This is a genomic window from Agrobacterium sp. 33MFTa1.1 (assembly GCF_004328495.1).
Classification (GTDB): Bacteria; Pseudomonadota; Alphaproteobacteria; order Rhizobiales; family Rhizobiaceae; genus Agrobacterium; species Agrobacterium pusense.
The window spans coordinates 304,433-328,316 of record NZ_CP036359.1 but is presented as its reverse complement, the minus strand read 5'-3'; the positions used below and the strand labels follow the sequence as shown (position 1 = coordinate 328,316).

The 23,884-nt window shown below is 60.7% G+C and carries 21 protein-coding genes; 16 read left to right on the top strand and 5 right to left on the bottom strand.

What is annotated here, in order from left to right:
- The gene (locus EYD00_RS15370) at positions 1-933 is read left to right on the top strand and encodes a nucleoside hydrolase (protein ID WP_034496862.1); all 933 of its coding nucleotides are present in this window, start codon (positions 1-3) and stop codon (positions 931-933) included.
- On the top strand, positions 930-2,726 hold the full coding sequence (locus EYD00_RS15365; protein ID WP_034496859.1) for an adenine deaminase: 1,797 nt from the start codon (positions 930-932) through the stop codon (positions 2,724-2,726). The genes EYD00_RS15370 and EYD00_RS15365 overlap by 4 nt, the downstream gene beginning before the upstream one ends.
- Before the next feature lie 45 nt (positions 2,727-2,771).
- Here EYD00_RS15365 and EYD00_RS15360 read toward each other — a convergent pair whose 3' ends face one another.
- A complete protein-coding gene (locus EYD00_RS15360; RefSeq protein ID WP_034496855.1) occupies positions 2,772-3,473 on the bottom strand; it encodes a DNA helicase in 702 nt (233 codons plus the stop codon).
- Positions 3,474-3,689: 216 nt separating this feature from the next.
- Positions 3,690-4,862, bottom strand: a complete 1,173-nt coding sequence (locus tag EYD00_RS15355; RefSeq protein WP_034497568.1) for a M20 aminoacylase family protein — start codon at positions 4,860-4,862, stop codon at positions 3,690-3,692.
- A gap of 209 nt (positions 4,863-5,071) precedes the next feature.
- Between EYD00_RS15355 and EYD00_RS15350 the strand changes: the two genes are divergently transcribed.
- The 14 genes from EYD00_RS15350 to EYD00_RS15285 all read left to right on the top strand — a co-directional run bounded on the left by EYD00_RS15350 (position 5,072) and on the right by EYD00_RS15285 (position 19,731).
- Complete coding sequence (locus tag EYD00_RS15350) at positions 5,072-5,782, top strand: phosphoribosyltransferase (protein ID WP_034496852.1); 711 nt, start codon at positions 5,072-5,074, stop codon at positions 5,780-5,782.
- Positions 5,783-5,986: 204 nt separating this feature from the next.
- Positions 5,987-7,042 (top strand): dipeptidase, encoded by a 1,056-nt coding sequence (locus EYD00_RS15345; protein WP_034496850.1) that lies wholly within the window; start codon positions 5,987-5,989, stop codon positions 7,040-7,042.
- A 50-nt stretch (positions 7,043-7,092) separates the two neighbouring features.
- Positions 7,093-8,733: an ABC transporter substrate-binding protein gene (locus tag EYD00_RS15340; RefSeq protein ID WP_004445293.1), complete on the top strand. Its 1,641-nt coding sequence runs from the start codon at positions 7,093-7,095 to the stop codon at positions 8,731-8,733.
- Between the two features lie 18 nt (positions 8,734-8,751).
- Positions 8,752-9,819 (top strand): ABC transporter permease, encoded by a 1,068-nt coding sequence (locus EYD00_RS15335; RefSeq protein ID WP_004445291.1) that lies wholly within the window; start codon positions 8,752-8,754, stop codon positions 9,817-9,819.
- The gene (locus EYD00_RS15330; RefSeq protein ID WP_004445289.1) at positions 9,816-10,748 is read left to right on the top strand and encodes an ABC transporter permease; all 933 of its coding nucleotides are present in this window, start codon (positions 9,816-9,818) and stop codon (positions 10,746-10,748) included. Before EYD00_RS15335 ends, EYD00_RS15330 begins: the two co-directional genes overlap by 4 nt.
- A complete protein-coding gene (locus tag EYD00_RS15325) occupies positions 10,745-11,581 on the top strand; it encodes an ABC transporter ATP-binding protein (protein ID WP_034496847.1) in 837 nt (278 codons plus the stop codon). Before EYD00_RS15330 ends, EYD00_RS15325 begins: the two co-directional genes overlap by 4 nt.
- Entirely contained in the window at positions 11,578-12,327 is a 750-nt protein-coding gene (locus EYD00_RS15320; RefSeq protein ID WP_034496845.1) for an ABC transporter ATP-binding protein, read from the top strand. The genes EYD00_RS15325 and EYD00_RS15320 overlap by 4 nt, the downstream gene beginning before the upstream one ends.
- A 259-nt stretch (positions 12,328-12,586) precedes the next feature.
- Positions 12,587-13,489, top strand: coding sequence for a LysR family transcriptional regulator (locus EYD00_RS15315; protein ID WP_034496843.1), 903 nt, complete (start codon positions 12,587-12,589; stop codon positions 13,487-13,489).
- A 211-nt stretch (positions 13,490-13,700) separates the two neighbouring features.
- A complete protein-coding gene (locus EYD00_RS15310) occupies positions 13,701-15,236 on the top strand; it encodes an ABC transporter substrate-binding protein (RefSeq protein ID WP_034496840.1) in 1,536 nt (511 codons plus the stop codon).
- A 194-nt stretch (positions 15,237-15,430) separates the two neighbouring features.
- Positions 15,431-16,381 (top strand): ABC transporter permease, encoded by a 951-nt coding sequence (locus EYD00_RS15305; protein ID WP_004445279.1) that lies wholly within the window; start codon positions 15,431-15,433, stop codon positions 16,379-16,381.
- Positions 16,378-17,199 carry an ABC transporter permease gene (locus EYD00_RS15300; protein WP_034496838.1) on the top strand — a complete coding sequence of 274 codons (822 nt, stop codon included), beginning with the start codon at positions 16,378-16,380 and terminating at the stop codon, positions 17,197-17,199. The genes EYD00_RS15305 and EYD00_RS15300 overlap by 4 nt, the downstream gene beginning before the upstream one ends.
- A gap of 53 nt (positions 17,200-17,252) precedes the next feature.
- On the top strand, positions 17,253-18,647 hold the full coding sequence (locus EYD00_RS15295) for an amidase (RefSeq protein ID WP_034496836.1): 1,395 nt from the start codon (positions 17,253-17,255) through the stop codon (positions 18,645-18,647).
- 97 nt (positions 18,648-18,744) lie between these two features.
- Positions 18,745-19,311: a DJ-1/PfpI family protein gene (locus EYD00_RS15290; RefSeq protein WP_004445273.1), complete on the top strand. Its 567-nt coding sequence runs from the start codon at positions 18,745-18,747 to the stop codon at positions 19,309-19,311.
- 69 nt (positions 19,312-19,380) lie between these two features.
- A complete protein-coding gene (locus EYD00_RS15285) occupies positions 19,381-19,731 on the top strand; it encodes a ribbon-helix-helix domain-containing protein (RefSeq protein ID WP_004445271.1) in 351 nt (116 codons plus the stop codon).
- A gap of 163 nt (positions 19,732-19,894) precedes the next feature.
- Here EYD00_RS15285 and EYD00_RS15280 read toward each other — a convergent pair whose 3' ends face one another.
- The 3 genes from EYD00_RS15280 to EYD00_RS15270 form a co-directional block, all read right to left on the bottom strand.
- Complete coding sequence (locus EYD00_RS15280) at positions 19,895-20,815, bottom strand: ABC transporter permease (protein ID WP_004445269.1); 921 nt, start codon at positions 20,813-20,815, stop codon at positions 19,895-19,897.
- The gene (locus tag EYD00_RS15275) at positions 20,808-21,818 is read right to left on the bottom strand and encodes an ABC transporter permease (RefSeq protein WP_034496833.1); all 1,011 of its coding nucleotides are present in this window, start codon (positions 21,816-21,818) and stop codon (positions 20,808-20,810) included. Before EYD00_RS15275 ends, EYD00_RS15280 begins: the two co-directional genes overlap by 8 nt.
- 142 nt (positions 21,819-21,960) lie before the next feature.
- A complete protein-coding gene (locus EYD00_RS15270; RefSeq protein ID WP_004445265.1) occupies positions 21,961-23,670 on the bottom strand; it encodes a peptide ABC transporter substrate-binding protein in 1,710 nt (569 codons plus the stop codon).
- Positions 23,671-23,884 lie beyond the last annotated feature (214 nt).

The window sequence follows — 23,884 nt, the reverse complement described above, 5'->3', positions numbered from 1 at the left end:
ATGGGTGTTTGGATCGATACCGATATGGGCTTTGACGATATCGCCGCCATCTTGGTGGTGCAATCGTCGGGTCTCGCCATAGACGGCATCTCGCTGGTCTTCGGCAATGCGACGCTTCAGGCCGTCTGCGGCAATGCCGCGGGTGCGGTTGCCGCTTTTGGCTGGTCGATGCCGATCCATCAGGGCCGCGCCATGCCGGTGTTGGGTGCACTTGAAACGGCGCAGTGCATTCTGGGCGAAAACGGCATCCCGACCGTCGGCCAAAGCTTGCCGGATGCCGCGGCCTTGCCGAAAAGCGATGCCTTCGCCGCTCTCTGCGCCTGGCTGGAGGGGGAGGGCGAGAGGCGCATTCTCGCGCTTGGTCCGCTCACCAATATTGCCGCCCTGTGCCTCGCCCGGCCTGATCTTGCCACGAGAATTTCCGACCTCACCTGGATGGGCGGCGGCGTGACGAGCGGCAATCACACGGCCTCGGCCGAATTCAACGCCTTTGCCGATCCGGAAGCGCTGGCCATCGTGCTTTCCCATGGCCTGCCGTTGCGTATGGTCGATCTGGACGCCTGCCGCAAGGTTACCGCTTCGCCCGCCGATGTGCTGCCGATCCGCAAAGCGGGCGGCAGGAATGCCTGGCTGATCGCCGATCTGCTTGATGGTTTCATCGGCATCGCCACCCGTCGCGGCAGACCAGGCATGGCGCTTTACGATCCCGTCGCTGCCGTTGCCTTCGCCTCGGGCTCCGCCTCTGGCCTAATCGGCTGGCGTCACGCGCGGATAGATGTCGAGCTTCAGGCGACGCTGACGCGGGGCAGAACGGTGGTCGAACCGCGTGCGGAGAAAGCGCAAACATTCAACGCGCATTTTGCTGAGACGCTGGATGCCGACGGTGCGAGGACGGTTATTCTTGAGGCGCTGCGCCGGGAGGCCGCCCGATGAACGCGAACCTCACCACATGCGAACCTGCCGATCTCGGCGATGATGCGCTCCGCGCCCGCGCCGTTGCCGCCGCACGCGGCGATGCGCCTTTCGACATCCTCATCACCGGTGGAACATTGGTGGATGTGGTAACCGGTGAGCTGCGCCCTGCCGATATCGGAATTGTCGGTGCGCTGATCGCCAGCGTGCACGAACGGGCGAGCCGGAGCGACGCCGCGCAGGTCATCGATGCGGCCGGCGGGTATGTCTCGCCGGGTCTGATCGACACGCATATGCATATCGAGAGCTCGATGGTCACACCGGCCGCCTATGCGGCAGCGGTTGTCGCCCGCGGCGTTACCACCATCGTCTGGGATCCGCATGAGTTCGGCAATGTGCATGGCGTCGAAGGGGTGCGCTGGGCGGCGAAGGCCATCGAAAGCCTGCCTCTGCGCGCCGTTCTCCTGGCGCCCTCATGCGTGCCTTCCGCACCGGGGCTGGAACGTGGCGGAGCCGATTTCGACGCCGCCATTCTCGCCGATATCCTGTCATGGCACCAGGTCGGCGGTGTCGCGGAAATCATGAACATGCGCGGCGTCATCGAGCGCGATCCGCGCATGAGCGGCATCGTGCAGGCCGGGCTTGCCTCGGAGAAACTGGTCTGCGGCCATGCGCGCGGCCTCAAGGACGCCGATCTCAATGCCTTCATGGCGGCTGGCGTCTCGTCCGATCACGAGCTGGTCTCGGGCGAAGACCTCATGGCGAAACTGCGGGCCGGCATGACCATCGAGCTGCGCGGCTCGCATGACCACCTGCTGCCGGAATTCGTGGAAGCGCTGAACGCGCTGGGCCACCTGCCGCAGACCGTGACGCTGTGCACGGACGATGTCTTCCCGGACGACCTGTTAAATGGCGGCGGGCTGGATGATGTGGTGCGCCGCCTTGTCCGTTATGGCCTGAAAGCCGAATGGGCACTGCGCGCCGCAACGCTCAATGCCGCCCAAAGGCTTGGGCGTCCTGACCTCGGGCTCATCGCCGCCGGCCGTCGCGCCGATATCGTTATCTTCGAGGACCTGAGCGGTTTTGCCGCCCGTTACGTCCTTGCCGGGGGCAGGACGGTTGCGGAAGGCGGACATATGCTTGTGGACGTGCCCGCCTGTGATACTTCGGCGCTCGAAGGCTCGATGAAGCTGCCGCTGCGCGTGACCGAAGATTTTCGGGTTGCTGCCGAAGGCGCGAGGGTGCGCCTTGCCACCATCGACCGCCCGCGCTTCACGCAATGGGGCGAGGTGGAGGCCGAGGTGAGAGATGGTTTCGTCGTTCCGCCCGAAGGTGCGACGATGATCTCCGTCACTCACCGCCACGGCAAGTCCGAACCGGTCACCCGTACTGGCTTCCTCACCGGCTGGGGAGACTGGAACGGCGCCTTCGCCACAACGGTCTCGCATGACAGCCATAACCTCACCGTTTTCGGCGGCAATGAAGAAGACATGGCGCTCGCCGCCAATGCGGTGATAGCGGCAGGCGGTGGTATGGCCGTCGCCTCCGAAGGTAAGGTAACTGCACTTCTGCCGCTGCCGCTCTCCGGCCTCGTTTCCGATGCGGCACTTGAAGAAGTTGCAAAGGCTTTCGAGGAACTGCGCGAAGCCGTTGGCAGGGTGGTGGAATGGCAGCCGCCCTATCTCGTCTTCAAGGCCTGCTTCGGGGCCACGCTCGCCTGCAATATCGGCCCGCACCAGACGGATATGGGCATTGCCGACGTGCTGACGGGACAGGTGATGGAGAGCCCCGTGATAGCGGTTTTAGGGTACTAACGCCACGGGCTACCGCGACGGCAACGTCGCAGCAGCCCGTGCGTCTCAGTTCACATTGTGAAGTTGCGCTTCGCCCTTATGCAGAAAGCAGGCTTTGGTGAACAGGCCCAGATCAAGCAGGTTGGGAAGGCGGATATCGCGCATATCGGGAACTCGTTTGATTTGCGGATCAAATGAGCGGTCAATCTGCGAGATGAAAGCGAAAATAACGCCAGTCTTTTTTGCGAATTCTGCAAGAACGGTGACTTGTTGCGACAGGTCCGGCTTATGGCGCTGCTGGTCGAGTAACTGCAGATAATCGATTACGGCGAAGGTGCCGGATTTGGCTGGCGAGAGGTAACGGATCATATAGTCCGCGCATATCTCGTACGATGTCACGATCTCGATTTCTCTTTGAGCGCCTGCGTGTTGCCCGTTGCGTTTTCGTACCTGTTGCTCGGTCATTTCGAGCGTGAATAAAATGGACTGCCGTCCGTCTTCGGCTGCCGCCCGCAGAAGCTCAAAAGCAAGCGCTGTCTTGCCCTGGCCCGGGCGGCCGGCGAGCAGGAGCATGTCGCCATTCACGATGCGCGAGAACAGGTCTTTGGACAAAGAGCCAGCCGCAACGTGAGCGGAAAGCAGGCTCCAGGCTGCAAATCCTTCCTCGCACGCGATCTGGTCCAGCGCTTCGTGAAGGGGGATGGCATTATTCCGGACCATAAGTTTGGCCCGTCGCTTCAATTGGAAAATCGGAGTGGAAAGCTTCATCACAAAACCTCTATTGCGGGTTCAAAACGCAATCCCTCCTTATGCGAATGCCCGAACAGATGGTTCGATGATGAGATTACCCGGCATGTCGAATGCTTCCCCGAAAGGAGGGGGGAGGCGTGGGTCCAGCCTATGTCTGAAAGCTACCGCGCCCGATGATTCGCCACAAGTGTCTGAGATGTTGCCGGTCGAAAAACAGCAGGGAACAAAATGGATTTACTCCGCCGCCAGTTCCTGCTCCACCAGCGTCGCCCAGAAAGCTACGCCCGGCACGATGGCCGCATCGTTGAAGTCGTAGGAGGTGTTGTGGTGCAGTGCGCCGTCCACCGCCGGGCCGTTGCCGAGCCAGACATAGCAGCCTGGGGCTTCGCCCGCGAAAAAGGCGAAATCGTCGCCGGCGGTCGAGGGCGGAAAGGCGGTGCGCGCTTTGTTGCCGAAGACGGTTTTGGCTGCCCGGAGCGCCCGTTTCGTCGCGTCCGTGTCGTTGATGACGGGCGGAATGCGGCGGATGAATTCGTAATTTGCCTCGATGCCGAACATTGCCGCCGTGCCCTTGGCCAGCCTGCCGATTTCCGCCTCCAGCTGGTCTCGCACTTGAGGCGCATAGGCGCGCGCGGTACCGCCGATTTCGACGAGATCTGGGATCACATTGAGTGCCTTGGGGTCGCCTGCCTGCACCGAACAGGCACTGACCACGGCCGGCTGCAATGGGTCGACCACGCGGCCGACGATAGTTTGCAGCGAGGCGAGGAAGGTGCCGGCCGCCGTTACAGGATCGCGACCAAGATGCGGCTTTGCGCCGTGGGTGCCGACGCCCTTGAAGGTGACGCGCCAGCTGTCCGACGAGGCAAGCTGCGGTCCTTCCACCACCGCCATTTCGTCGATGCCCAGCCCCGGCATGTTGTGCAGGCCATAGACCGCATCGCAGGGGAACAGCTCGAAAAGCCCGTCCTCGACCATTTTTTTTGCGCCGCCACGGCCTTCTTCGGCCGGCTGGAAGATGAAATGCACGGTGCCGGAAAAATCGCGGGTCTTTGCGAGGTAACGCGCCGCACCCAGCAGTATGGCGGTGTGGCCGTCATGGCCGCAGGCATGCATCTTGCCGGGGAATTTCGATTTGTAGGGGCGGTCTGGGACCTCAGGCATGGCAAGGGCATCCATGTCTGCGCGAAGACCAATGCTGCGCGTGCCGTTGCCCACCTGCAGCGTGCCGACGACGCCGGTGCCGCCGAGACCGCGGTGCACCTTCAGCCCGGCGCGCTCAAGCAGATCGGCGACGATGGCGCTCGTTCTTTCCTCTTCGAAACCCAGTTCCGGATGCGCGTGCAGATCATGACGGAGTTCCGTCAGGAATGGCAGGTCCTCGCCGATCCGGTCCAGGAGTCTCATGGGAAGCTTGTCCTTGAATGTGGGAAAAACCCGCGTCATAGGTGGGTTTGTCCAAATGCCTGTTGCTTTTTTCTCTTCTAACGGAAAAAGCCAATGAAATGAACCCGCAGCGTCTCTGTGGTTGCTAAAATGATAAATCTGCCGAACGGGATTGGCGTGGCTGAAAACCGTCTCCGCCATGCGCCATCTCCGTTCTGAAAGGAAAACAGATGCCATCACCAGCATCGCCCGCCATCGCCCCGTCTCCCGCAACGCCGCATGAGTTCTGGCAGCAGATCCATCCGCCCCGGAGCTTCGAAACAGCAGGCGCATATTCCACATTCTTTCCGGCGGAACTGGATGATGGAAGGCAGATCTGTCTGCCCATACGGCCGCTTGCGGACGGAGAGCACGCACTCGCTTCGCTCATCGTCAACCAGGCTTCCTTTGAGGTTCTGGAGGCGCTGGCCGCCGATCTTGCCGCAAAGCTTCTTCCCTTCGAGCCGGATGTCGTTATCGGCCTGCCGACGCTCGGCCTGACGCTTGCGGCCGCCGTTGCCCGCCATCTGGGTCACTCCCGTTACGTGCCGCTCGGCACCTCGCGCAAATTCTGGTATCTGGAGGAGCTGTCGGTGCCGATGTCCTCCATCACCACGAGCCAGGAAAAAAGGCTTTATGTCGATCCGCGCATGCTGCCGCTCATCGAGGGTAGACGGGTGGCGCTGGTGGATGACGTGATCTCCAGCGGCAGTTCCATCCTGTCGGGCCTTGCGCTACTCACCGCCTCCGGCATCAACCCCGCCGTCATCGGCGCAGCCATGCTGCAATCGGATCGCTGGCGGGAAAAAATCGCCGCTTTCGGGCCGGAATGGCCGGAGCGGGTGAGGGGTGTTTTCGCGACGCCGCTGCTGACCAAAGCGGAAGATGGCTGGCGCGCCTGACGAAGCGCAAATTCCGTCAAAAGGCAAGTGGTGATAAATTCACCGCTGCCTAATTTGTATCTTGCGAAGCTCGAATAGATCGTCCTAAGATCGCGGCTGACAGACAATAGCGGTCGGCTGATAATGCGCCGGCTTGCTTTCGCGCGGTGTCATCCCGGCGTCTGCCTGCCCCGTTTATTGTTTCGATGACTGGAATTTCTTCCCATGCATGCAGTGTTTGACGGTCATAATGATGTGCTGCTTCGGTTGTGGCGCAACAGCAAGGCCGGTGCCGATCCCGTGGCCGAATTCACAAACGGCACTCGGGAAGGTCATATCGATGGTCCGCGCGCACGGGCAGGCGGGCTCGGCGGCGGTATCTGCGCCATCTATATCCCGTCCGGCGATCTGATTCTGCAGGAACCGGACGAGAACGGCCATTACGATACGCCGCTCGCCACGCCGCTCGAGCGACTGCCTTCGCTCGATATCGCGATGGAAAAGGCGGCGATTGCGCTGAGGCTCGATCGCGCTGGAGCGTGGCGGCTCTGCCGCTCCACGGCGGATATCCGCAAGGCCTTTGCCGAGGATATCTTCGCCGCCGTGCTGCATATGGAAGGCTGCGAGGCGATCGGCGCCGATCTCGATGCGCTGGAAGTATTTTATGCCGCGGGTCTGCGTTCGCTCGGCCCGGTGTGGAGCCGGCACAATATTTTCGGCCATGGCGTTCCTTTCTCCTATCCCATGTCGCCCGATACCGCGCCCGGTCTCACCGATGCCGGTTTTGCGCTGGTGAAGGAATGCAACCGCCTCGGCATTCTCATCGATCTCGCGCATATCACCGAAAAAGGCTTCTGGGATGTGGCCAAGACCACCAACCAGCCGCTGATCGCCAGCCATTCCAATGCGCATGCGCTCACTCCGGTCGCCCGCAATCTCACTGACAGGCAGATGGATGCCATCAAGGAAAGCGGCGGGCTGGTTGGCCTCAACTACGCCGTGACCATGCTGCGTGCCGATGCGCGTGATATCGCCGATACGCCGCTCTCCGATATGGTGCGCCATATCGACTACATGGTCGAGCGTATGGGCATCGACTGTGTGGCGCTCGGATCGGATTTCGACGGTGCGACGGTACCTGTCGGAATTGCTGATGCCAGCGGCAACCACAATCTGGTTGCGGCGCTGAAATCGGCGGGCTACGGTGATGGAGAACTTGCTAAAATATGCCGGGAAAACTGGCTGCGCGTCTTGTCCCAGGCTTGGCACGAAGCGGCCTGATAAACAGTTTAAGCGAACTAAATCAATCTCATAACAAAAGGGGAGATCCTATGATCAAATCGCTCAACAAATCCATGCGTATCCTCAGCACCAGCGCTGCCCTGTCGCTGATGATGCTGTCTGCCCCGCATGCTTTTGCCGCCACGCCGGCCGATACGCTGGTGGAAGGTTTCGCCATCGACGACATCATCACGCTCGATCCGGGTGAGGCTTTCGAACTGTCTGCCGCCGAAGTCACCGGCAACACCTATAGCAAGCTCGTTTCCATCGATCTCAACGACACGTCCAAGGTTGTCGGTGATCTCGCCGAAAGCTGGACGACCTCCGAGGATGGCTTGACCTATACGTTCAAGCTGAAATCCGGCCTGAAATTCGCCTCCGGCAATCCTGTCACCGCTGATGACGTTGCCTTCTCCTTCGAACGCGCCGTCAAGCTCGACAAGTCGCCGGCATTCCTGTTGACGCAGTTCGGCCTGAAGGGCGACAACGTTACCGAAAAGGCGAAGGCAACGGACGCGAACACCTTCGTACTGACCGTCGACAAGCCCTATGCGCCGAGCTTCGTGCTGAACGTGCTCACCGCAACCGTCGCTTCGGTGGTGGACAAGAAGCTCATCACCGAAAAGGCGAAGTCGGTCACACCGAGCGCCGATTACAAATACGACACGGATTTCGGCAACGAGTTCCTGAAGACCGGTTATGCCGGTTCCGGCCCTTACAAGATCCTTGGCTGGAAGGCCAACGAAGCCGTGATTCTGGAGGCCAACCCGAACTATTACGGTGAGAAGCCGAAGCTGAAGCGGGTCGTCTATCGTCACATGAAGGAAAGCTCCGGCCAGCGTCTGGCGCTTGAAAACGGCGATATCGATGTTGCCCGTAACCTTGAGCCCGGCGATATGGAAGCCGTTTCCAAGAAGGAAGGCCTTGCCGTTACCTCCGCGCCCAAGGGCACCGTTTATTATTTCAGCCTCAACCAGAAGAACGAGAACCTGAAGAAGCCTGAGGTCATCGAAGCGTTCAAATATCTCGTCGATTATGACGCGATCGGCGCGACGATCATCAAGGGCATTGGCGAAGTCCATCAGACCTTCCTGCCGAAGGGCCAGCTTGGTGCGCTTGATGAGAACCCCTACAAGCTTGACGTCGCCAAGGCCAAGGAACTTCTCGCCAAGGCCGGTCTGAAGGACGGCTTCACCGTCACCATGGATGTGCGCAACACCCAGCCGGTGACGGGCATTGCCGAAAGCGTGCAGCAGACGCTGGCACAGGCCGGCATCAAGCTCGAAATCATCCCCGGCGACGGTAAGCAGACGCTGACCAAATATCGCGCCCGCACGCATGATATCTACATCGGCCAGTGGGGTTCGGACTATTTCGACCCGAACTCGAATGCGGAAACCTTCACCATCAACTACGACAATTCGGATGAAGGCAAGAACAAGACGCTGGCCTGGCGCAATGCCTGGGATGTTCCTGATCTGACCAAGGAAACCCAGTCTGCTCTCTTGGAAAAGGACAGCGCCAAGCGCGCCGCCATCTATGAAAACCTGCAGAAGGAAGTTCTGGCGAAGGGTCCCTTCGTCATCATCTTCCAGCAGACGGAAGTGGCCGGTTATTCCGCCAAGCTCAAGGGCCTGAAGCTCGGACCGAGCTTTGACACCAACTATGTCTATCCGATCTCCAAGGAATGATCCGGAAGGATCGGTCTCTTGAGCATCGTTGAAGCAAACAGCCGGGCGAGGCAGGGCAAACGCCGTGCCAACGCCCGCGCGAAGGCCATTCTCGGCTTCGCCGTCACCGTCATCACCACCTTTCTGGGGCTGATGGCGGTCACATTTTTCATTGGCCGCGTGGTGCCGATCGATCCCGCACTGGCGATCGTCGGCGACCGCGCGCCTGCGCATGTGGTCGAGCGCGTCCGTGAGCAGCTCGGCCTCAACCTGCCGCTCTGGCAGCAGTTCTTTATCTATCTGAAGCAGGCGCTTTCGGGCGATTTCGGCACCTCCGTCCTCACCACCAATCCCGTGATGGAGGACATCAAGCGGGTGTTTCCGGCGACGATCGAACTTGCCACGATCGGCACGATCATCGGCGCCGTTTTCGGCATTCCGCTTGGCGTTCTGGCCGCCGTCAAGCGCGGCAGCTTTGCCGATCAGGTGGTGCGTGTCATCGGCCTCATCGGCTATTCCGTGCCGATCTTCTGGCTCGGCCTGCTGGCGCTGCTGGTGTTTTACGCCCGGCTGCAATGGGTGGCTTATCCTGGGCGAATGGACATCGTCTATGAATTCACCTTCACGCCGGTCACTGGCTTCTTCCTGATCGACGCCATCTGGCAGCGGCAATGGGACGTGTTGTGGGATCTTTTCCGCCACATCATCCTGCCGGCCTCGCTGCTCGGTTATTTCTCGCTGGCCTATATCAGTCGCATGACGCGCTCCTTCATGCTGAACGAGCTCGCCCAGGAATATGTCGTTGCGGCCCGCGCCAAGGGGCTTTCGGAAACGCGCATCATCTGGTTCCACGCGCTGCGCAACGCCGCCGTGCCGCTGGTGACTGTGATTGCGCTCTCCTATGCCGGTCTGCTGGAAGGTTCGGTGCTGACCGAAACCATCTTTGCCTGGCCGGGGCTTGGCCTCTACATCACCAATTCCCTGCAGAATGCGGATATGAACGCCGTTCTTGGCGGCACGATCGTGATCGGCGCCATCTTCGTCGGCATCAATCTCTTTTCCGATCTGCTTTACCGGACGCTCGATCCAAGGACGCGCAGCCGATGACGATTTCGACCGATACACTCAAACCCTATAGCCGCGAATGGCTGCTCTCCGACCGGCCGGCCTCGCGCAGGCAGGCGCGGCTTGGCCGCGCCTATGTGATCTGGCGGCGCTTTTCGGAAAACCGGCTGGCGCTGCTCGGCCTTGGTATCATCATCGCGCTGCTGTTCGTGGCGATTTTTGCCAATGTGCTGGCGCCACATAATCCGGTGCAGGGCGATCTGCGCAATGCCCGGCTTCTGCCGCCCGGCACTGCCGGTTATCTGCTCGGCACCGACGATCAGGGCCGTGATATTCTCTCGCGTCTCATCCACGGTTCGCGCCTGACCCTGTTCGTCGTGCTTTTGGTGGCCATCATCGCCGCACCCATCGGGCTCATCGTGGGCACCGTTTCGGGTTATGCCGGTGGCTGGGTGGATGCGGTTCTGATGCGCATCACCGATATTTTCCTCGCTTTTCCGAAGCTCGTTCTGGCGCTGGCGCTGGTAGCGGCCCTGGGGCCTGGCATCGAAAATGCGGTGCTCGCCATCGCGGTCACCTCATGGCCGCCCTATGCGCGCATCGCGCGTGCCGAAACCATGACCTTCCGCAATTCCGATTTTATCGCCGCAGTGAAGCTCATGGGCGCGTCGCCCTTCCGCATCGTCTTGAAACACGTCATGCCGCTTTGCATGTCGTCGCTGATCGTGCGTGTCACGCTCGATATGGCGGGCATCATCCTCACCGCCGCAGGCCTCGGTTTCCTCGGTCTCGGCGCGCAGCCGCCGCTGCCGGAGTGGGGCGCGATGATTGCGTCGGGCCGCCGTTTCATTCTCGATCAATGGTGGGTGGCTGCCATGCCGGGTATTGCGATCCTGATCGTCAGCCTCGGTTTTAACCTTCTGGGAGATGGTCTGCGCGATGCGCTTGATCCCAAGGAGGCGGGCCAATGAGTGCGTCTCTTCTGACGGTTGAAAACCTGCGCGTTTCCTTCCCGACCCGCACCGGGTTGGTGGAGGCGGTGCGCGGCGTGTCCTTCACGCTGGGGCGTGAGCGCCTCGGCATCGTCGGCGAATCCGGCTCCGGAAAGTCGCAGACTGGCCGCGCCATCATGGGTCTGACGCCGAAAAATGCCCGGATCGAGGCCGATACGTTGCGGTTTGGCGATATTGACCTGCTCAAGGCGTCGGCAAAAGAGCGGCGGCTCATGCGCGGCAAGCGTATGGCCATGATCCTGCAGGATCCGAAATATTCGCTGAACCCGGTCATGACCATTGGCCGCCAGATCATGGAAACGCTGCGTACCCACGAAAAGATTGGCTCCAGCGAAGCGCGCCAGCGGACGCTTGCCATGCTGGAGGCGGTGCAGATCCGTGATCCCGAGCGCGTCTTCGATCTCTTTCCACACGAAGTTTCCGGCGGCATGGGCCAGCGCGTCATGATCGCCATGATGCTCGTCTGCGGTCCGGAATTGCTGATCGCCGACGAGCCGACCTCGGCGCTCGATGTGACAGTGCAGCTGGAAGTGCTCGACATTCTCGACAAGCTGGTGCGCGATCGCGGCATGGGGCTGATCTTCGTCAGCCACGATCTCAGGCTCGTCTCCTCCTTCTGCGACCGGGTTCTCGTCATGTATGCCGGCAAGGTGGTGGAAGAGCTTGCTTCCGCTAACCTCAAGGAAGCGAAACATCCCTATACGCAGGGCCTGTTGAACTGTCTGCCGCAAATTGGCGGCCACCGGCATCCGCTGCCCGTTCTGGAACGCAAGCCGGAGTGGCGCGCATGAGCACAGTTCTTTCCATCAGAGACATGGTGGTGGATTTCGACGGTTACATCGCGCTCGACAGCGTCAGCGTCGATGTGGCTGAGGGTGAATCCTTCGGTATCGTCGGTGAATCCGGTTCCGGCAAGTCGACCCTTCTACGCGCCATTGCCGGCCTCAACCATTTCGATGAAGGTTCGTTGATGGTGGCCGGGCGCTCCTATTCGGGCAAGCACCGCGACAAGAGCTTTTACCGCGATGTGCAGATGGTGTTTCAGGACCCGTACGGTTCACTGCACCCGCGCCAGACGGTGGATGCGCTGCTGCTCGAGCCGCTGGTCATCCATGGTCTCGACAATCGCGAACAGCGCATTGCCCGCGCTTTGGACGAAGTCGGCCTCGGTTCCGGGTTCCGCTTCCGTTATTCACACCAGCTGTCCGGCGGCCAGCGCCAGCGCATCGCCATTGCCCGCGCACTGATCGTCGAGCCGAAAATCCTGCTGCTCGATGAGCCGACCTCGGCGCTTGATGCGTCTATTCAAGCTGAAATCCTGAACCTCCTGGAACAGGCCCGCAAGGACCGCAACCTCACCTTCGTCATGGTCAGCCACGATCTCGGCGTCATCAGCCACATGTGCGACCGTCTGGCGGTGATGAAAAGCGGCAAGGTGGTGGAAATGCTGGAGGCCGAGGCGCTGGAAAGCCGCGAATTCAGCGCGGATTATACGAGGCAGCTGCTGGTGGCGAGCGAGGGTTTCAAGCGTCCGTAAAGGCGTGAGGGTGCGGGCCGTTTCTTCTCCCTGAGGGGGAGAAGATGCCCCGAACGGGGCAGATGAGGGGGCAAGCTCTCCGTATATCTCCACCGTCGCCCCCTCATCCGGCGCTGCGCGCCACCTTCTCCCCGGCGGGGAGAAGAAACAAGCGGCGAGCTTTACTTTCACGAGCGATCTTTCCGGGTGAAGTATTCTCTCGCGACGCTGCGATGATATGGTGAGCCGCACACCAGCCCACCCGAACAAGGTACCACCCATGCAATTGCGCGCCTTGATGTATTTCGATGAACTCGTCCGCACCAATTCCATGCGCGCCGCGGCGGAAAACCTGAATGTGGCGCCGACGGCAGTGAGCCGGCAGATCGAAAATCTCGAGTATTATTTCGGCTCGCCTCTGGTAGAGCGTTCCAGCCGTGGCGTGAAGCTGACGGCGGCGGGCGAGCTGCTGGCCGCTCGCGCCGGCAAGACGCTGCGCGAACTCGACCATGTGCACCAGCTGATCGACGATCTGAAAGGCCTGCAGCGCGGTAGGGTGACGATTTACGCCAATGGCGCGACAGTAGCCAACCTTCTGGCGCCGGTGCTGGCGCAGTTCAGCCTCAAATATCCGAAGCTGCGTTTCGAGGTCCATATCACAAGTGCGCGCCAAGCCATGGAAGCGCTGGGGGCTGCGGAAGCAGACCTCGTCGTCAGCCTGTTTGCGCCAAAGGTTTCCGGGGTCAAGGTGCGCTCGCGCACGCGCATCAATTACGATGCGATCTTTCCCGCCGGTCATGTCCTTGCCGGTCAGCCGGAGGTGTCGCTAAAGGAACTGGCCGGGTTGCCACTTGCCTTGCCGGACAAGAGTTTTGCCGCGCGTCAGGCCTTCGATATGCTTTTTGCCGAGGCGGATATCGAACTTGACCCCGTTTTCATCACCAGTTCGCTGGAAATGCTGAAAGAGCTGGTGCTGGGCCACGCCGCGGCCACGCTGCTGCCGGCGCTTTCGGTGGCGCGCGAAATCCGTAGCGGCCAGATGGTCGCCGTTCCGCTCTCGGGCAAGAAGGGTATCCACACCCAGATTGACCTCTGTGTAGCGCCCGACAGGCAATTGTCCTTCGCAGCTTCCAAGCTTGCCGATTTCATCGAGCGTTTCATGCGTGAGGCGACGGCAGGGTAGTTTCTTCTCCTCGGCGGGGCGAGGAACCGGAGACGTTCCCGGAATTGCCCACCAAGGTTGATTTTCACCCACATTCCCGTGTAGCCATTTCAGCTACACGGAGCACACAAAAATCATGATTGTGTGTGCGCCTGCAACATGACACTCTTTTTGCAACGGGTGGTCTTTGGAAGGGCAAAAATGCCCCGGCCGCCAGACAGGGGACTAAAGGATGCCACGTACCTATCTTTCGCAGGCAGCGAAGCTCTCGCGCCGTACCGCGCTGGCGCTTGCTCTCGGCACGGCGCTCTTTCTGCCGCTCTCGATTGCTGAGGCCGAAGCTGCGGCGAAAACCGCTTTGACGCTCGGCATGACGGTAGAGCCGACCGGTCTCGATCCGACCATTGCCGCTCCCGTCGCCATCGGTCAGGTCACCTGGCAGAATATTTTTGAAGGTCTCGTCACCATCGACAGCAAGGGCAAGGTGAAGCCGCAGCTCGCCGAAAGCTGGGAAATTTCCCCTGATGGCAAGACCTACACCTTCAAGCTGCGCAAGGGTGTCACCTTCCATGACGGCGAGGCGTTCGATTCCTCCGTCGCGAAGTTCTCGCTGGACCGGGCGCGTGGTGAAGCTTCCGTCAATCCGCAGAAACGCTTCTTTGCGGCGATCGACAGTATCGAGACCCCGAATGCCGACACGCTGGTGCTGAAGCTGAAGCAGCCCGCCGGCAGCCTCATCTACTGGCTCGGCTGGCCGGCCTCCGTCATGGTCGCGCCCAAGAGCGCAGAGACCAACCGCACCACGCCCGTCGGCACCGGCCCGTTCAAATTCGTGAACTGGGCCAAGGGCGACAAGGTGGAGTTGCAGAAGAACGCCGCCTATTGGGACAAGGCCGTGTCGGTAAAGCTGGAAAAGGCGACGTTCCGTTTCGTCTCCGATCCGCAGGCGCAGGCGGCGGCGCTGAAATCCGGCGATATCGACGCCTTCCCGGAATTCGGTGCGCCGGAATTGATGAGCTCGTTTGAGGGCGATGCGCGCCTCGGCACCTTCGTCGGCAATACCGAGTTGAAGGTCGTGGCGGGCATGAACAGCGCCCGCAAGCCCTTCAGCGACAAGCGCGTGCGCCAGGCGCTGATGATGGCGGTGGATCGTGGCACCGTCATCGAGGGTGCATGGTCCGGTTTCGGAACGGCCATCGGCAGTCACTATACGCCGAATGATCGCGGATACATCGATACGACGGGCGTTCATCCCTATGATATCGATAAGGCCAAGGCGCTGCTTGCCGAAGCGGGGTATGCGGACGGTTTCAGCTTCACCATCAAGGCCCCGCAGATGGCCTATGCCCAGCGCACCTCGCAAATCCTGCAGGCGATGCTGGCTGAAATCGGCGTGACCATGACCATCGAGACCACGGAATTTCCGGCCAAATGGGTGGCGGACGTCCTGAAGGGTGCGGATTACGACATGACCATTGTCGCCCATGCCGAGCCGATGGATATCGATATCTACTCCCGTGATCCCTATTATTTCAACTACAAGAACCCGGCCTTCAACGAGGTCATCGCCAGCGTCGAAAAGACGGCGGATGCGGTTGAGCAGGAAAAGCTTTATGGCGACGCCCAGAAAATCCTCGCCGAAGATGTGCCGGCGCTGTTCCTGTTCGTAATGCCGAAGCTCGGGGTCTGGGACAAAAAGGTGAAAGGGCTGTGGGAAAACGAGCCCATTCCCTCGAATGTGCTGACGGATGTGCATTGGGAAGAGTGACGTTTGACGATACTCATGTCTTCCGTCATGCCGGACTTGATCCGGCATCCAGCCAGCCCAAGTCCTTGGGCTGAAAAGGCTCCCTCCGCCGCGCAGACGCGCGTCGGCTGGATGCCGGATCAAGTCCGGCATGACGGGAGAGTGTGGAGCTTTCCAGCCGTCGCGGGTAAAGTATCGCAAGGAGCAGATGCCAGATGTTAGCCGTCCTCATCCGGCGTCTCGTAAGCCTCGTCATCACGCTGTTTGCCGTCTCGCTCATCATCTATCTTGTCATGGGCCTGCTGCCGGGTGATCCGGCCGCCATCATGCTGGGAACCTCGGCCAGTCCGGATACGCTGGCCGCACTGCAAAAGCAGATGGGTCTCGATCAGCCGCTGCTGCTGCGCTACATCCACTGGCTTGCTGGCGTCTTCCGCGGCGATCTCGGACAATCCTATACCTATGGCGTGCCGGTGGCGGGCCTGATCGTCGAGCGGTTGGCCGTGACGCTGCCGCTTGCGCTGCTGGCCGTTTGCCTGTCCGTCACTATCGCCATCCCGCTCGGCGTAGCGGCGGCGAGGAACCGCAACGGGGCGCTGGATTTCGCGGCCGGGCTGTTTTCCCATGTGGGCATTGCCGTGCCGGGCTTCTGGGTCGGGCTGCTGCTCATCATCGTCTTTTCCACCACGCTCGGCTGGATGCCGGCGGGCGGTTTTCCCGGCTGGTCGCCAAGCTTTGCAGCGGGTCTCACGGCGCTCATCCTGCCGGCGGTCGCCTTGGCACTGTCGCAGGCCGGCGTTCTTACCCGAGTCTGCCGTTCCGCCGTGCTTGAAGTGATGAACGAGGATTTCGTGCGCACCGCCCGGGCCAAGGGCCTGAGCGAGCGAGTGGCGCTGTGGCGGCATGCGGTGCCGAACGCGATGATACCCGTCGTCACCATGATCGGCCTGCAATTCACCTTCCTCATTGCGGGTGCGGTGCTGGTGGAAAACGTTTTCAACCTGCCGGGCCTTGGCCGGCTTGCCTATCAGGCGCTGACCCAGCGGGATATCGTCGTCATGCAGTCCGTCGTGCTGTTCTTCTCGGCGCTGGTCATCATCATGAATTTCGTGGTCGATATAGCCTATCTCTTCATCGACCCGAGACTGCGGGCAGGTGCGCGATGATGCGATTTATCCGCCGCCGCCCGGCCTTCGTTATCGGTATTGCCGTCACGGCCTTTCTCGTCGCCGTCGCGCTGTTGTCGCTGGTCTGGACACCGGTTTCGCCCACCAAGATGCAGATCGTCCAAAAGCTGAAATCGCCCTTCGTCTACGGTGGTCTCGGTACCGACCATTTCGGCCGCGATGTGCTCTCCATGCTGATGGCCGGTGCGTGGAACTCACTTTCCACCGCCATTGCCGCCGTCGCCATTGGCGCCTTTATCGGCACGGCGATCGGCGTCACGGTCGCGGCGCTGCGCGGCTTTACCGAAACCGTCGTCATGCGCATCTGCGATATCATCTTCGCCGTGCCGCCCATCCTGTCGGCCATGATGCTCGGTGCTTTCATCGGCACGGGACGCTTTACCGCCATCATCGCCATCGCCACCTTCATGGTGCCGGTGTTTGCGCGACTGACGCTGGGGGCGGCCTTACAAATCTGGGCGCGGGAATACATCACCGCCGCCACCAGCATCGGCCAGAACCGCGCCAAGATCACGATGTTGCACGTCGTGCCGAATATTTCCAACCAGATCATCGTGCAGGTGACGATCCAGCTGGGCCTGGCAATACTGACGGAGGCAGGCCTTTCCTTCCTCGGTCTCGGCATGCCGCCGCCGGCCCCCACCTGGGGGCGGATGCTGGCGGACGCCCAGACCTATCTCGGCGCGGCGCCCTGGCTTGCCATCATGCCCGGCCTTGCCATTGCGCTCGCCGTCTTCGGCCTCAATCTTCTCGGCGATGGCCTGCGCGACCTGCTGGACCCGCGCGATACAAGCTGACCGCTTCACGCCGATATCGCCGCTATTTCCTGTTTTTCTGACGAGACGATGCCATGACCGATCTCATACACCTCAACACGCTCGAAATTCTGGCGCTTTACCGGGAAAAGAAACTCTCGCCATCGGAATATTGGCAGGCGGTGGAGGCGCGTATCGAGGCATTCGAGCCGGTTGTGAACGCCCTTTACGCTTATGATCCGGAGGATGCGCGCAGGCAGGCGCTGGCCTCGACGGAGCGCTGGCAAAAGCGTGAAACGCTGGGAGCCCTCGATGGAATTCCGGTCTCGCTGAAGGAACTCATCGCCACGAAAGGCCATCCTGTGCCGCTCGGCACCAGGGCGGTGGAGCTTGTGCCCGCGGTTGAAGACGCGCCGGTGGCCGCCCGTTGCCGTGAGGATGGCGCGATTATCTATGCCAAGACGACCTGCCCGGATTACGGCATGCTCTCTTCCGGCCTTTCCAGCTTCCATAAGCTCAGCCGCAACCCGTGGGACCCCACCCAGAATCCCGGCGGCTCCAGCGCCGGTGCTGCTTCGGCCGGTGCTGCGGGTTACGGCACCTTGCATATCGGCACGGATATTGGCGGCTCGGTAAGATTGCCGGCGGGGTGGACGGGCCTCTTCGGCTTCAAGCCGAGCCAGGGTCGTATCCCGGTTGATCCCTATTATACCGGCCGCTGTGCCGGGCCGATGACGCGCACGGTCGTTGATGCGGCTTATGCCATGGCAACGCTTTCGCGGCCGGACTGGCGCGACGGCACATCGCTGCCGCCGAACAGCATCGACTGGATGGACCTCGATATTGATGTGAAAGGCCTGAAAATCGGACTGATGCTGGATGCGGGCTGCGGCCTGCCGCTGGACGAAGAGGTGCGCGACGCCGTTGTCGCGGCTGCAAAACTGTTCGAGGCGGCCGGCGCCATTGTCATCCCGGTCGAGCCGGTGCTGACGCGTGAGATGCTCGACGGGCTGGATGATTTCTGGCGGGCGAAGTTCTGGGGCGACATGGTGGCGTTGAGCGCGGATCGTCGTGCCGCGATCCTTCCCTATATTCACGAATGGGCGGAAAAGGGCGCTGATGTTTCCGGCGCGCGTGCCGTTTTCGGTTTCAACCAGACCATGGAAATGCGTAAAGTTTGCGGGAGGTTGATGCAGTCCGTTGATGTGGTGATTTCACCCGTTAACCCCATCGTCTCCTATCCTGCCGACTGGGCTTCTCCCACCAACGATCCTGCACGCCCCTTCGAGCATATCGCTTTCACCGTGCCGTGGAACATGTCGGAACAGCCGGCATCCTCGATCAATTGCGGTTTCTCGGCATCCGGCATGCCCATCGGATTGCAGATCGTCGGTCCGCGTTATCAGGATCTATTCGTGCTCAAATTGTCCAAGTCTTTCGAGGATTGGGGTGGTGGCGTCCGGCGCTGGCCGGAGCCGCCGGCCGGCTGATATCACCTTTATCGGGCATGTAGTATTGCCATAATACCCGCATCTCGATCCCTCCTGTTAGGGTGCCCAAAGGCATTCGAAAACGGGAGGAGCAGACATGCCGAAGAAGATTTTGATGATCACCGGTGATTTCGCCGAGGATTACGAGACCATGGTGCCGTTCCAGACGCTGCTCGCTGTCGGCCACACGGTGCACGCCGTCTGCCCCGGCAAGAAGGCGGGCCAGACCATCGCCACGGCCATCCACGATTTTGAGGGCGACCAGACCTACTCGGAAAAACGCGGCCATAATTTCGCGCTCAACGCCACCTTCGCCGATATCAAACCGGCGGATTACGATGCGCTGGTCATTCCTGGTGGCCGTGCGCCGGAATATCTGCGGCTCAATGCGGACGTGCTGGCGGCGGTGAAACATTTCTTCGAGGCAGACAAGCCTGTCGCGGCCGTCTGCCATGGCGCGCAATTGCTGGCGGCTGCGGGTGTGCTCAAGGGCCGCACCTGCTCGGCCTATCCCGCCTGCCGCCCGGAGGTGGAGCTGGCAGGTGGCACCTATGCCGATATCGCCATCGATGCGGCGGTGACCGACGGCAAGCTGGTGACGGCGCCCGCATGGCCCGCCCATCCCGCCTGGCTTTCGCAGTTCATGGCGGTGCTCGGTAAATAAGACCGGCGAACGGGGCTTTTTCCGGCCCCGTTTTCCGCCTATATCTCAGGCGTGGTGAGGGAGGAAACCATGTGCAAGCTCTTCATCAAGGCAGACCCAGCGCTCTGGGAAAGCCATACGCGGTCGCTCCGCATCGATGGCATGGTCACCAGTGTCCGGCTAGAGAACTTTTTCTGGACGACGCTGGACGAGATCGCGCGGCGCGACGGCATGAACAGCGTGCAGCTCATCGCCAAGCTTTATAATGAATCGATCGATGCCGGGCACGATCTCGGCAATTTCACCTCGTTCCTGCGGGTCTGCTGCGGGCGTTATCTCGCGCTTCAGCTTTCTGGCGATATTCCGGCGCGGAACGATATCCCGATTGCCGCGCTGGATGCGGACAGCATTCTGGATGCAGAAAAGGTGAATTATCACTAGGACGCGTCCCGCTTCTGTGCCGCGATACCCTCAACCTCGTTCCTGTGCTTGTCACGGGAATCCAGCCGACGCGCGCCTGCGCGACGGGTAGAATCCTTTCAGCCCAAGCACTTGGGCTGGCTGAATCCCTGTGACAAGCACAGGGATAAGGGAAGGGAAGCGTTCAGCTCTTCAGCGCCCGCGGATCAAGCGCATCGCGCACGGCATCGCCGATGTAATTCACGCTCAGAACCGTCAGCGAAATCGCCAGCCCCGGCCACAACACGCGCGAGGGCGTCAGTTGCAGGAAGTTCGCGCCGTCGAACAGCAGCCGTCCCCAGGTCGGAAAGTCGGAGGGGAAGCCGAGACCGAGGAAGGAGAGGGCGGATTCCGTGATGATGGCGGCAGCGATGCCGAGCGTGGCGGAGACCATGATCGAGCTCAGCACATTCGGCAGAATATGCCTGAGGATGATGCGGTATTCGCGCATGCCGCTCGATTTCGCAGCCATGATGAATTCCTGGCTTTTGATCGTCAGCACATCACCGCGCACGATGCGGGCTGTATGCATCCAGCTGGTTATCCCGATCACGAAGACGATCAGGATGAAGATGCCAGTCTCCGGCCCAAAGGCCGCACGCAGCGTGTCGCGAAACAGCATCAGGATGACGAGCAGCAGTGGCAGAAGCGGTAGGGCCAGGAACAGGTCGGTGAGGCGCATCAAGGGTCCGTCCAGCCTGCGGAAATAACCTGATAGAACACCCACCAGCGTGCCGAGGAACAGAGCCAGCAGCATGGCGGTGATGCCGACGGCAAGCGAAATGCGCCCGCCGGCCAGGACCTGCGCCAGCATGTCCTTGCCAAGATTATCGGTGCCGAAGGGATGCGCCAGCGACGGCCACTGGTTGCGCGCCTTCACATTGATGGCGTTCGGAGCAACGGTGTGAATATAAGGCCCGACATAGACCGCGAGCAGGATGAAGATAAAGACGAAGAGCCCCGCCACGCCGCCCTTGTGAACGCGAAACTGTTTCCAGATATCGGCAAGGGCGGATTGCGTGGGGGTGGCCGCAACCGTCGGTGCTGTAATGGTGGCGTCAGTCATAGCGAATCCTCGGGTCGAGAGTGCCGTAAAGTACGTCGGCAATCAGGTTGAAGAGCACGATCAGCACCGCAAAGATGAAGGTCAGCGTCTGAACCAGCGGAATATCCGCCCCCTGAACGGCTGTTATCAGCAATTGGCCAAGCCCGTTCACGCGGAAAATCTGCTCGGTGATGATGGCGCCGGAGAAGATGGTCGGCACCCCAAGCGCAATAACCGTTACGACCGGGATGAGGCTGTTGCGCAGCACGTGGATGAGCAGCACGGATTTTTCCTTCACGCCCTTGGCGCGTGCGGTGCGCACGTAATCCTGATGCAGATTGTCGAGCATGGAGGCGCGCACGAAGCGGCTGATCTGCGAGACGTTATAGAGCGTCAGGACCAGCACCGGCAGGAACATCTGCTTCACCTGCGCCACGAAGCTCGCCCAGTCCGTGACCCTCAGATTGGTGTCGTAGACTGAAGGGAACCATTGCAGGTAAGAGCTGAAGATGACGACCAGCAGCACGCCGGTGAAAAAGGTCGGCACCGAATAACCGACCATGGAGACGAAAGTGCCGATCTGGTCGAAGATCGAATATTGCTTGTATGCGGAGATCACCCCGATCGGGATCGCCAGCAGCGCACCGAAGAGATAGGCAAGGCCCACCACCCACAGTGTCTGCGGCATGCGCTGGATGACGAGATCGACCACCGGGCTGCGTGTCGCCCAGGAAAGCACCCGCATACGGCTGCCATCGCCGATCTGCCAGCCGGTCAGCTTTTCGAAGAGGTTCAGCGGCTCGTTGATGAAGAATTGCTGCAGCCACATCAGGTAACGGATGAAGAAGGGCTGGTCGAGGCCAAGCGAGGCGCGGATTTGCTCACGCACTTCAGGCGGGATGGTGAGGGGAAGGTCGCCGGTCGGATCGTTGGGCGCGAGATCAAGCAGCGCGAAGATGACGAAGCTGATGACGAGCAACGTCGGAACGGCAAAGGCTAGCCGCCGGAGCGTAAAGGTAAACATCTGAAACTCTCCAGACCCAGAGCGCGGCAGAGCGAAAATTGGGAGCTATTTCGCCTTAACGCGGCAAATGTGTCTTCAGAACATGGTCCAGGGGCATGCAGAAGGCCGGCCTCTCCGGGGGAGAAGCCGGCGCATCTGCGTGTTACTTCTTGCGGGACCAGTCCGCGACGTTCCAGAGTTCCGAGTCCCAGGCATTCATGCGCACGCCCTCAAGCGTTAGCGAATGCGAGGAAACGCTGCCGCGGTGGATGAGCGGAATATGCGCGCCTTCCTCCGTCAGCATGTCGTTGAGCTGCTTGGAAATCTCCGCACGCTTGGCAAGGTCGGCGGTCTTGGAGAGTTCACCCACAAGCTTGTCGAATTCCGGGTTGCAGTAACGCGGAATATTCTGCCCCTGCCAGCCGTTTTCAGGGGCCGGAATCTTGTCGCACAGCCATTCCGCCAGATATTTTTCCGGGTCCGTACCGTCGAAATTGTTGGTGTACATTTCGACGTCGGCATAAAATTTCTGGAAGGTATCCGGGCTCGCCGGGTCACCGCCGAAGAAGACCGAGGCGCTGACATTGCGCAGTTCGGAAGCGACGCCGATCTGCGACCACATGTCCTTCACCAGTTCCTGCGTGGCCTGGCGAACCGAGTTTGTGGACGTCTGGTAAAGGAAGGAAAGTTTCACGCCATTCTTGGCGCGAATGCCATCGGCACCCTTCACCCATCCGGCATCGTCCAATAGCTTGTTTGCGCCTTCCACATCCTGCTTCAGGCACCAGCTGTCATTCTTGGTGGAAGCGACGGCTTCCGGAGCCGGTACGATGTTGCAGGTCGGCTTGCCCGCTTCTCCGTAACCTGCTTCATCGATGACCTCACGGTCGATGGCGAGCGAAAGCGCGCGACGCACGGCGGGATCGGAAATGGCCGGATGGGGACCGGCCTGTTTGGTGGAGCGCTTGTCGCCCAGCGAAGGATCGGCATTGTACCAGTTGAGATTGATACGCTCGACCTGCGTGCCGAAGGCGGTTTCCAGCTTGCCCTTGCCGGCCGCCACCATGGTGGCGAGGATTTCCGGCTCTACCTGCATGTTCCAGGCATAGTCGAATTCCCCGGTTTCCAGCACGGCGCGCGCGGCGGAAGCGGCATCGCCGCCGCCCTTCAGGGTCGCCGTGGCGAAGGCAGGCTTGGCGGGGTCACGGTAATTGGGGTTGGCAACGAAGCTGATGACGTCGTTCGGCTTGAAATCCTTGACGACGAAGGGGCCGGTGCCGATGGGGCCGAAATTGGCGGAGGTGCAGCCGGGAGCTGCCGCGCCGACGCATTTTTCAAACTGCTTCTTCTGGATGACCGGCGACTGTGCGCCCACGAATGCCGAATAGGGGTAGGGTTTCGGCTCCGTGAAGCTGACCTTGACGGTGTGTGCGTCGATGGCCTCGACGTTCTTCACGCCCTCATATTGTGCCGCCTGCGCGCAGCCGCCATCGGGTGCGGTGCAATATTTCCAGGTGAAGATCACATCCTCTGCGGTGAAGGGCGTGCCGTCAGACCACTTCACGTCGGTCTTCAGCTTCCACGTCATGCTGAGCAGATCCTTCGCGACGCCGCCATTGTCGATCGTCGGAATCTCGGTCACCAGCATCGGCACCAGCTCGCCCTTTTCGTCATACCGCGCCAGCGGCTCGATAACCATGGACGAGCTGTAGACTTCCTTCGTGCCACCCGAAAGATAGGGATTAAGCGTCGACACGGCCTGCCAGAACAGGATTTTCAGTTCGCCGTCACTGCCGCGCTCGGCGTGGGCGGCAGAGCCCGCGAGAGCCATGGCCGCCACCGTGCCGGCAAAGAGAACGCTGCGCTTCTTCATTGTGGTTTTCCCCTTTTTGGATTTTATCTGTTTGAATGTTTGACGCTTTTCCCGTCGTCATGTGCAAGGTCTGTTGTTCTAACTATTTGACTTTGCTAAGGAATATTCCTCCATTCCAGATGATGCTATTGTCAGTTTTTTTGAAAAGCAAGTCCCAATGTTTCATTGATGAACAAATTTTGAGCCATTTAGTTTTGGGCCTATTTTTCGCTCA

What these genes read in the sequence shown, in the direction of transcription:
- EYD00_RS15370 (WP_034496862.1), top strand. Translation starts at nt 1, where the DNA reads ATGGGTGTTTGGATCGATACCGATATGGGCTTTGACGATATCGCCGCC.
- EYD00_RS15365 (WP_034496859.1), top strand. Translation starts at nt 930, where the DNA reads ATGAACGCGAACCTCACCACATGCGAACCTGCCGATCTCGGCGATGAT.
- EYD00_RS15360 (WP_034496855.1), bottom strand. Translation starts at nt 3,473, where the DNA reads ATGAAGCTTTCCACTCCGATTTTCCAATTGAAGCGACGGGCCAAACTT.
- EYD00_RS15355 (WP_034497568.1), bottom strand. Translation starts at nt 4,862, where the DNA reads ATGAGACTCCTGGACCGGATCGGCGAGGACCTGCCATTCCTGACGGAA.
- EYD00_RS15350 (WP_034496852.1), top strand. Translation starts at nt 5,072, where the DNA reads ATGCCATCACCAGCATCGCCCGCCATCGCCCCGTCTCCCGCAACGCCG.
- EYD00_RS15345 (WP_034496850.1), top strand. Translation starts at nt 5,987, where the DNA reads ATGCATGCAGTGTTTGACGGTCATAATGATGTGCTGCTTCGGTTGTGG.
- EYD00_RS15340 (WP_004445293.1), top strand. Translation starts at nt 7,093, where the DNA reads ATGATCAAATCGCTCAACAAATCCATGCGTATCCTCAGCACCAGCGCT.
- EYD00_RS15330 (WP_004445289.1), top strand. Translation starts at nt 9,816, where the DNA reads ATGACGATTTCGACCGATACACTCAAACCCTATAGCCGCGAATGGCTG.
- EYD00_RS15325 (WP_034496847.1), top strand. Translation starts at nt 10,745, where the DNA reads ATGAGTGCGTCTCTTCTGACGGTTGAAAACCTGCGCGTTTCCTTCCCG.
- EYD00_RS15320 (WP_034496845.1), top strand. Translation starts at nt 11,578, where the DNA reads ATGAGCACAGTTCTTTCCATCAGAGACATGGTGGTGGATTTCGACGGT.
- EYD00_RS15315 (WP_034496843.1), top strand. Translation starts at nt 12,587, where the DNA reads ATGCAATTGCGCGCCTTGATGTATTTCGATGAACTCGTCCGCACCAAT.
- EYD00_RS15310 (WP_034496840.1), top strand. Translation starts at nt 13,701, where the DNA reads ATGCCACGTACCTATCTTTCGCAGGCAGCGAAGCTCTCGCGCCGTACC.
- EYD00_RS15305 (WP_004445279.1), top strand. Translation starts at nt 15,431, where the DNA reads ATGTTAGCCGTCCTCATCCGGCGTCTCGTAAGCCTCGTCATCACGCTG.
- EYD00_RS15300 (WP_034496838.1), top strand. Translation starts at nt 16,378, where the DNA reads ATGATGCGATTTATCCGCCGCCGCCCGGCCTTCGTTATCGGTATTGCC.
- EYD00_RS15295 (WP_034496836.1), top strand. Translation starts at nt 17,253, where the DNA reads ATGACCGATCTCATACACCTCAACACGCTCGAAATTCTGGCGCTTTAC.
- EYD00_RS15290 (WP_004445273.1), top strand. Translation starts at nt 18,745, where the DNA reads ATGCCGAAGAAGATTTTGATGATCACCGGTGATTTCGCCGAGGATTAC.
- EYD00_RS15285 (WP_004445271.1), top strand. Translation starts at nt 19,381, where the DNA reads ATGTGCAAGCTCTTCATCAAGGCAGACCCAGCGCTCTGGGAAAGCCAT.
- EYD00_RS15280 (WP_004445269.1), bottom strand. Translation starts at nt 20,815, where the DNA reads ATGACTGACGCCACCATTACAGCACCGACGGTTGCGGCCACCCCCACG.
- EYD00_RS15275 (WP_034496833.1), bottom strand. Translation starts at nt 21,818, where the DNA reads ATGTTTACCTTTACGCTCCGGCGGCTAGCCTTTGCCGTTCCGACGTTG.
- EYD00_RS15270 (WP_004445265.1), bottom strand. Translation starts at nt 23,670, where the DNA reads ATGAAGAAGCGCAGCGTTCTCTTTGCCGGCACGGTGGCGGCCATGGCT.